Genomic DNA, 8455 nt, shown 5'->3' with positions numbered 1-8455 from the left:
AAACGGATGACTTAGACTTCCTTAATGTCATCGGTAAATTCGGAACCTCTGGTACCTAAGCCATCTTACTCTCAATAACCAATAAGCCGGTCAGGGAAACCTGACCGGCTTATTTTATTAGCAACGCCACATGAGAAGAAGTTCAAATGACTCACGTATAAATACTGTTTTAAAATTAAGTGACTTCAGTTTGAACCTAAGTACAGAGGGAGCGGGGATGAAAAATTAGGTTTTTAATAATTTGTTTGTTATAATGTAATAAGTGAATGAATTGAAAGCTGTAGGGGGATTATTTGCGTCCTGTTATATTAGCCAAGATTCATGGTTAGGTGTGAAATCTGATTGAAGGTGTTAAAAAAAATGATTAAAAACTTGAGTTTGGTTATATGTATGGTTATCCTCTTGGCTACGTTTGGATTTGCACAGAACGGTTTAGCAGATGCAGCAGATGTCAGATTGTTCACCCTTACAGGTCCGGATGTTCATGGTGGAGATGGTGTTGATACTATTACGGAATGGACCAGCGCAGGAGCCTTTGTGAATTCTGTTAAATCTTCAATGAACCACGGCATTTCAATCCCTTTTGGTAATCCGGCATATACGATTGGTGTTACTGGAGGGAATGATTATGAAAATTTACAATTCTATAGGGTTGCAGGTTTGCCATGGAATGGTGGGACGCTTGGAAGTATTACGATGAACCTTCCGAATTTAGATGCACCTGAAGGAAACGATACATGCAACGTTTTATGGTGTACTGCTCATGATTATGTAGCGCCCTATAAAGCCTTTATACTTGGACGATGGAAGCCAATTAACGGAGTATGGATAGGCGGTATCCAACGGCTTACAAGCGATGGAACGACCAGCGCAACGGTTCAAGCCTCAACCGGTTGGGATATTAATCAACTTGATGCAAATAATGTTAGCGGTTATACTGGCGCTTGCAACCCTTATATGTTTGCAAGGGTTTTTGGAGAATACATTTATTGGAGCCTTGGATATAATATACCAGGCGTGATTTACAGGTTACCTAAGAACTTCAGCACGAATGATATTCCTTTGAAGTTCATCTACAGTAATGATCCTAGATACTCAGATAAGTTGATTGCGGGCTCAAAAGATTGGAAAGGGTTCTGCTTTGACGAGGATGGGTATCTGTATGTTAGCTGGGGTGGATCACAAAGTACGCCTTGTATCGCTAAATTTGCTCCAAATGGTGATTTAATTCAATACGATTACATGTGGTTTACTGCCCCTGCTAGCAGAAATGATCTTCAGTATGGCGCCGGCAAATTCTTTATCACTGCCGATAGCGGTGGTGTTGATGTGTATAGAAAAGAGATTTTCGGCTCACCTACGTTTCTCTATAATATAGGGGGATCGGCCTTGGGAGTGGTTCGTTCTATCGCTCTTGTTCCATCTAGCGTTTCATTCACCGGCACTGTCAACCTGGTGAGTTGGAATGGCGGTACATCGAATGTGGAAGTGCAAGTAAGAGTGGGGACTACTTTTCCAACCGTAGCTTTTGTGACTAGGACCCTTCAATCAGCAACCCTAGTCGGGGGTACTTTAACGGGCACCTTTACTGTTGATATACCGGCATCCGGCGCCCAAGTCCAGGTCAAGCATATTAAGAGTTTAAGCTCATCACAGGTTGGCACTACAGGTACGTTCAACCTGCTGTGTGGTGACAACAATAATGATAACAAGATTGATGACCTGGACTTCCTTAGAGTCATCAATAACTTCGGTTCACTCATTAATGGCGCCGTTGGCGACGGTAACGGTGATGGAAAAACTGATGACTTAGACTTTCTTCTAGTCATCACCAACTTTGGCGGTAATGGCAGCTAAGCTACTTCTAACGATCGAATAATTGGCCGGTATAAAGTTCTTTATGCCGGCCTTGTTGCTTATTGTGGAGGGGCTTCTCTGGGTATAATAATCCCCGATGGGTACACTTGCTATTTTATTTCCCGGACAGGGATCGCAAAAGCCCGGTATGGGCCGCGCGATATATGAGTTTAGTTCCACTGCAGTCGAGATATTCGATGAGATACATCACGCCACTGGAGTGAACCCTTCTCACTTATGCTTCGATTCGAATGAAGAGACCCTTCGAAAAACGGAGAACACTCAACTTGCTCTCTTCAGTGTTTCAATTGCGACGTGGTATGCTCTGGCAGCATTAAAGCCTGATTTTAAACCGATCGCCTGCGCTGGCCATAGCATTGGGGAGTATTCGGCTTTGGCTTGCGCCGGTGTGTTTTCAGTTGAACAAGGGGCACGATTAGTTCATCGCCGCGGCGAGCTGATGTCCTTTGTGGCGGAGCATAATCCAGGCGCGATGGCGGCAATTCTGGGAGCCGATTTAGACAAAGTAAAAGCCGCTTGCGAAAAGGCAGCTTCAGTTGGTGTGGTTGTTCCTGCAAACGATAATAGTCCCGGCCAAATCGTGATTTCAGGTGAAAAGGCTGCTGTCGAAGCCGCAGTAAAGTATGTTCAAGAGATGGGCGCAAAACGCGCTATTATGTTGAATGTGAGCGGGGGTTTTCATTCGCCCTTAATGACAAACGCCTCAATCGGGATGGAAGAGGCGCTTAAGGAAGCGGAAGCGTTCAAATCGCCTGACTGGCCGGTGATTTCCAATGTAACCGCACAAGCAGTGACTGATCCAAGTGAGTGGTATAGTTTACTTGCCAAGCAAATCTCATGCCCTGTACGATGGCGCGAATCGGTGCTTAAGTTAAGAGAGATGGGGGTTGATACCTTTATCGAATGCGGGGTAGGGGACGTTTTGACGGGGCTTTTGAAACGAATTGCGCCAGAGGCGAAGGGGTTTGCAGTAAATGACGCTGAGAGCTTGCAGCGCGTCGCAGAGGAGATAATAGGATGAAGCTGGAAGGCAAGGTAGCTTTAGTAACCGGCGCCGGCCGTGGAATCGGTCGCGCCGTTGCCATCAAACTCGCACAAGAGGGCGCAGATGTCGTTTGCATTAGCCGTACTCAAAAGAATGCCGACAGTGTGGCTCAAGAAGTGCGAGAGCAGGGGCGAAAAGCGATTGCAGCGGGTATTGATGTGGCTGATTCCGAAGCGGTTGATAATTTACTCTCCGATGTAATGAAAGAATGGTCGAGAGTGGATATTTTGGTGAATAACGCCGGTATAAACCGCGATTCATTGCTCGTTAGAATGAAAGATGAAGATTGGGATTCTGTTCTTGATACTAATCTCAAGGGCGCATTTATCTGCGCGCGTGCTGCTGCTAAGGTCATGATGAAGCAGCGATATGGCCGCATTGTTAACGTCACTTCCATCGTTGGTCTTAGTGGAAACGCCGGTCAAGTGAATTATTCAGCTTCAAAAGCGGGTTTAATTGGGCTAACCAAATCGATAGCCCGTGAGCTAGGAAGCCGCAACATAACTTGCAATGCAATCGCTCCAGGTTTTATCGAAACCGACATGACTGCCGAGCTAAACGAAGAAATGCGCAAAAAAATTGTGCAAAATACATCCGTTGGCAGGTTAGGCACACCGGAAGACATCGCTGGTGCGGTACTATTTTTATGTTCTGATGAATCCAGTTTCATCTCAGGTCAGGTAATCTCAGTCGATGGTGGCTTGAGTTTCTAATTCATCGCTAAATTTTTAAATCAAGCAGTTTGGATTGGCTCTAGCCAGTATAATAGAGACGCATCATTCAATCACAAGGAGGAAGGTCATGGATGCAATCATTCTCGAACGCGTAAAAAAGATCATTCAGGAGGAGCTTGATGTTAATCCTGAAGAAATAACCGATAACGCGTCATTTGTCGAAGACCTTGGGGCTGACTCACTCGATATCGTCGAATTAGTAATGGCGATTGAAGAGGAGTTTGGAGTGGATATACCCGACGATGACGTCGAAAAGATCCAGACAGTTGGCCAGGTCGTTTCGTACATTGAAGCACACGGCGACAAAGCCGGAGTCTAATTCAACCGATTGTCAGCTACCGCCTTCAGCTCATGCCGGCTGAGCAGTGGCTGTGTTTAACTTGTTTGTAACGAGGTGTGTATATGCAGGCAGGGATGCCCGCCCGCCGGGTTGTTGTTACTGGCGTTGGTATGATAACGCCGCTAGGGATTGGCGCTGAACAATCTTGGGAAGCGATGCTCGCAGGTAAATGCGGTATTCGCCGGATTACTTTAATCGATCCAACTGATTACGGATGCAAAATCGCGGGGGAAGTGCCCGATTTTGAGCCTGCTCTATATATGGATCGTAAGGATGCTCGTCGAGCGGACCGTTTCATCCAAATGGCGGTTGCCGGCTCACGAATGGCGCTGGAGAACTCGGGTTTGCAGATTACTGAAGCAAACGCTGAGCGAACCGGTGTTTTAATCGGTTCTGGCATCGGTGGGTTGAGCGTCATAGAAGAGCAACTTCGAATTCTCTTTGAGAAAGGTCCTAGCCGAGTAAGTCCATTTATGGTTCCCATGATGATTGCCGACATGGCTAGTGGGTTTGTGTCCATCATTACGGGCGCAAAAGGCCCTAATTCCGCCGTTATCACTGCCTGCGCAACGGGTGCAAATGCGATAGGTGATGCCTATCAGATCATTCGGCGAGGCGATGCTGACGCGATGATCTGCGGTGGTTCAGAAGCGGCTATTACTCGTATTGGAATTGCAGGATTTGTTGCCGCAAGGGCAATGAGCACCTCGCATAATGATGACCCCGAGCATTCCAGCCGACCTTTTGATGCCAAGCGTGATGGCTTCATTATGGGTGAAGGCGTTGGAACGGTTATTCTTGAGGACATAGAGACAGCTCAAGCACGCGGCGCAAATATTTTGGCTGAAATCGTTGGTTATGGAATGACCGGGGATGCTTTTCATTTCACCCAACCTCATCCCGAAGGCGACGGCGCCATTCGCGCGATGAAAATAGCGTTAAAGAATGCTTGTCTTCCACCCGAATCAGTTGACTATATTAATGCTCACGGTACTTCAACGCCCTATAACGACCGATTAGAGACGTTTGCTATAAAGGCTGTATTTGGCGACCATGCGAATAAGTTAGCCATAAGCTCGACCAAGTCGATGACAGGCCATTTGTTGGGCGCTGGTGGCGCCGTAGAGGCGATTGCATGCATTTTGGCGATGCGAGACAGCATCCTACCGCCAACGATCAACTACGAGTTCCCAGACCCTGATTGTGACTTGGACTATGTGCCTAACAAAGCTCGCCCAGGAGTGGTAAATGTAGCGCTCTCCAACTCATTCGGTTTTGGCGGCCACAATGTAACATTGATTTTGAAGAAATTCAGTGTGTAGTACGAAATTCTTTAAAAGCATCGGCAGCAACGCTGCCGATGCTTTTATTATTGGTGGACAAGGGGCGAAGCCACCTGCTCTGGAATATGTTCTGCGCAATATGAGAGCTAAACTAACGCAAAATCCCCGCTCTTAGAAGGTCTTTTAGCATGACTATGCCAATGGGGCGATCCTCATCGTCTAAGACAGGTAACTCCCCGATTTTAGATTGGGATGATTGCATCTGAGTAAGGGCATCGACTGCGAGGGGGTTGCCGTGTAGAACAAACTTGGGGCAATTCATAGCTACATTGGCGGAACGCTGAAGCGCCTTTTCATCGCGTAACAGAGTTCGCCTTATATCGCCGTCAGTTATTAGACCGACCATGGCTCCTTTTGAATTCACAACACAAGCCGCGCCTGCTTCAGCTTTTGTAATGGCGAAAAGAACATCATGAAGTGGAGCATCTTCACTTACAACGGCCAGCATATCGTCTTTTCGCATAATATCATAAACATGTAGAAGTAAACGTCGGCCAAGAGTGCCGGAAGGATGGAACTGCGCATAATCCGATGGGGTGAAGTTGCGGGCAACCATGACTGAAATTGCTAAAGCATCGCCAAGCGCAAGTTGTACGGCAGCGCTTGATGTGGGAGCCAGATTCATCGGGCAGGCTTCTCTTTCCACAGCCGAATCCAAAACAATGTCACATGCCTGTCCGATCGAAGAATCACGATTAGCGGTCACACCGATAAACTTAGCGCCAATTCTGCGAAGGGCAGGAAGAATTGCAATTAACTCGTCCGTCTCGCCGCTATTGGTGAATAAGAGAACAATGTCATTTTCAGTGACCGCTCCGAGTTCACCATGGAGCGCTTCAGCCGGATGCAGAAAGAGGGAAGGGGTGCCGGTGCTGCTCAATGTCCCTGATATTTTTCGAGCGATATTTCCTGACTTGCCAATGCCGCACGTCACAATACGCCCGCTGCAGTGAAGGACGGCTTCGACTGCTTTCTCGAAATCATCTCCCAGCCGTTCAGCGCACGCTCGAATAGCGTTTGCTTCAATATCCATAACTTCTTTTGCCGTGTTTAGCCAGTCACCCACCCATAAGCTCCTTGGGACAGATTTCATACCTCCTCATTATAACGTCTGCGAATACTGCTGGGCAAGTAAATTATTTAGTAGTAAGGGAGTAAGGCCATAAGCGCTGTGAGTAGGTCTGCCGATAATAAAGGCAATAAGCAAACTTGTAAGTCAGGCTAAAGTATTACTTTAGGAGAAAAGGCAGCATGTATCACTCCAGGCCAATGGGTAAAATTCTTCTTGATCAAGGTATGATTACGCCTGAACAGCTTCGAGAAGCACTCGAGAAGCAAAAAGAAACTATGCAACGGTTAGGTGATGTACTAGTCGAAAATGGCTGGGTATCCAAAGAAGAACTCAACGAAGTTCAAGCTACCCAGTATGATGTTCCCTACGAGCCTTTAGCAGCAACTGTTCCTCGAGAAGTTATTGATCTGATTTCGGCGAGTGTTGCCCAATCTAGCAAGGTGTTGCCTGTTTCTTTAGAGAACGGCATACTTAATCTCGCGATGGCTAACCCAATCGATTTTTCAACCATTGATTGGATACAAGTTCAGACAAAGTTGAACGTCGTGCCTCGATTTACGCCTTTAGATAGACTCGATCGCGCTTTGGCTTTTTATTATGGGGTAATAGAAGATACCGAACAGGATGACTTGCTTGAGACTGAAGCCATTGGAGATAGAATTAGTATTGAAGATGTCAAACGTGCCAGTGAGGAACCTCCTGTAATCAGTTTAGTCAACTTGATTTTAACCGATGCCATTAAAACCCGCGCCAGTGATATTCATCTTGAGCCTGGCCCTAATTCTTTTGAAGTCCGTTATCGGGTCGATGGTTCTCTTAGAAGAGTGAAAACAATCCCAAAGAGTATGCAGGCTGCCTGTATTTCTCGTATCAAGATCATGGCGGAATTGGATATTTCCGAGCGCAGATTGCCGCAAGACGGGCGTATGGGGCTTAAGGTGAATCAGGGGCATGTTGATATGCGTATATCAACGTTGCCCACTCGTCACGGGGAGCGTGTAGTACTTCGAGTTCTGGACAGAAGTAAAGGCATTCTTGACCTGAACCAATTAGGTTTCTCGGAACATAACTTTAAGCGCTATGAGAGTCTTATAAATCGACCACATGGTTTAGTGTTATTGACCGGCCCAACAGGTTCAGGTAAAACAACCACTCTTTATGCTTCATTAATACGGCTTCGATCGGATACTCGAAATATTTTAACTTGTGAAGATCCTGTCGAGTATGAGATTGAAGGAATTGGACAATCCCAGGTTCACGAGCGTATCGGTTTCACTTTTGCGGCTCAATTACGTTCGGCTTTGCGCCAAGACCCTGATATAATTCTCGTTGGTGAAATTCGAGATCAGGAAACGGCCGAGATCGCTTGCCGCGCCGCTATGACCGGTCACCTCGTCCTTTCTACTCTTCATACCAACGATGCGGCTAGCGCTATTCCGCGTTTGATTGACATCGGGATCGAACCATTTCTTATCAACTCAGCGTTAGTGGGAGCAGTGGCGCAGCGATTAGTCAGAAGGCTATGCCCTGATTGCAAGCAAGAAGATTTGCCCACAGATGAAGAATGCCGACATTTTGGTCTGCCTGAAAACACGAAGATATTCAGGCCGGTAGGCTGCAATAATTGCAACAAAACAGGATATTTAGGGCGCCTTACTATCTTGGAAGTTTTGAGCGTAGACGAAGAGATACAGCGTCACGTCATTAAGCGATCGCAAATGAGCGCTATACGAAGTTCAGCGATCGCCGGCGGGATGGTGCCGATTGCGCAAGATGCTATTTCTAAAGTGCTTGATGGCCATACCAGCTTAGAAGAAGCTAATGCCCATATTGTAATGAGCGCTATCCTCGAAGAAGACGTTGCTGCTTAATTTTTTACCAATCGCAAGACTCTGGCGCCTGTCCACAATACCAGGGGAATAATTGGTCGAGTTTATCTATCTTCTGCCGGTGCATATCTTTAACTCCCTGTTGAGCGCGGTGTCCTTAGTAATTTATTGCAGTCAATTTGCTCTATAATTGAATGTATGTAAATTTTGCTGG

At 46.6% G+C, this 8455-nt stretch carries 7 protein-coding genes; 6 read left to right on the top strand and 1 reads right to left on the bottom strand.

Annotated features, from left to right (window positions below; genetic code table 11):
* Window positions 1-360: 360 nt before the first annotated feature.
* The 5 genes from WCO51_06685 (at window position 361) to fabF (ending at window position 5319) form a co-directional block, all read left to right on the top strand.
* Window positions 361-1857, top strand: a complete 1497-nt coding sequence (locus WCO51_06685; protein ID MEI6512947.1) for a dockerin type I domain-containing protein — start codon at window positions 361-363, stop codon at window positions 1855-1857.
* A gap of 97 nt (window positions 1858-1954) precedes the next feature.
* A complete protein-coding gene (gene fabD / locus WCO51_06680; protein ID MEI6512946.1) occupies window positions 1955-2899 on the top strand; it encodes an ACP S-malonyltransferase in 945 nt (314 codons plus the stop codon).
* Window positions 2896-3636, top strand: a complete 741-nt coding sequence (gene fabG / locus WCO51_06675) for a 3-oxoacyl-[acyl-carrier-protein] reductase (GenBank protein MEI6512945.1) — start codon at window positions 2896-2898, stop codon at window positions 3634-3636. The genes fabD and fabG overlap by 4 nt, the downstream gene beginning before the upstream one ends.
* 88 nt (window positions 3637-3724) lie before the next feature.
* The gene (locus tag WCO51_06670) at window positions 3725-3976 is read left to right on the top strand and encodes an acyl carrier protein (GenBank protein ID MEI6512944.1); all 252 of its coding nucleotides are present in this window, start codon (window positions 3725-3727) and stop codon (window positions 3974-3976) included.
* 95 nt (window positions 3977-4071) lie between these two features.
* Window positions 4072-5319 (top strand): beta-ketoacyl-ACP synthase II, encoded by a 1248-nt coding sequence (fabF, locus tag WCO51_06665; protein MEI6512943.1) that lies wholly within the window; start codon window positions 4072-4074, stop codon window positions 5317-5319.
* A gap of 112 nt (window positions 5320-5431) precedes the next feature.
* Here the strand turns inward: fabF and WCO51_06660 are convergent, their stop codons facing one another.
* The gene (locus WCO51_06660; protein MEI6512942.1) at window positions 5432-6406 is read right to left on the bottom strand and encodes a KpsF/GutQ family sugar-phosphate isomerase; all 975 of its coding nucleotides are present in this window, start codon (window positions 6404-6406) and stop codon (window positions 5432-5434) included.
* A 185-nt stretch (window positions 6407-6591) separates the two neighbouring features.
* Here WCO51_06660 and WCO51_06655 point away from each other — a divergent pair, with 185 nt between their 5' ends.
* Window positions 6592-8283, top strand: coding sequence for an ATPase, T2SS/T4P/T4SS family (locus WCO51_06655; GenBank protein MEI6512941.1), 1692 nt, complete (start codon window positions 6592-6594; stop codon window positions 8281-8283).
* Window positions 8284-8455 lie beyond the last annotated feature (172 nt).

The sequence above is a fragment of the bacterium genome, assembly GCA_037131655.1.
GTDB lineage: Bacteria > Armatimonadota > Fimbriimonadia > Fimbriimonadales > JBAXQP01 > JBAXQP01.
The sequence above is the reverse complement of the archived record's forward strand: the minus strand, read 5'-3'. Positions and strand labels throughout refer to the sequence as shown.

Coding starts and splice junctions, on each gene's coding strand:
- WCO51_06685 (MEI6512947.1), top strand. CDS start 361: ATGATTAAAAACTTGAGTTTGGTTATATGTATGGTTATCCTCTTGGCT.
- fabD (MEI6512946.1), top strand. CDS start 1,955: ATGGGTACACTTGCTATTTTATTTCCCGGACAGGGATCGCAAAAGCCC.
- fabG (MEI6512945.1), top strand. CDS start 2,896: ATGAAGCTGGAAGGCAAGGTAGCTTTAGTAACCGGCGCCGGCCGTGGA.
- WCO51_06670 (MEI6512944.1), top strand. CDS start 3,725: ATGGATGCAATCATTCTCGAACGCGTAAAAAAGATCATTCAGGAGGAG.
- fabF (MEI6512943.1), top strand. CDS start 4,072: ATGCCCGCCCGCCGGGTTGTTGTTACTGGCGTTGGTATGATAACGCCG.
- WCO51_06655 (MEI6512941.1), top strand. CDS start 6,592: ATGTATCACTCCAGGCCAATGGGTAAAATTCTTCTTGATCAAGGTATG.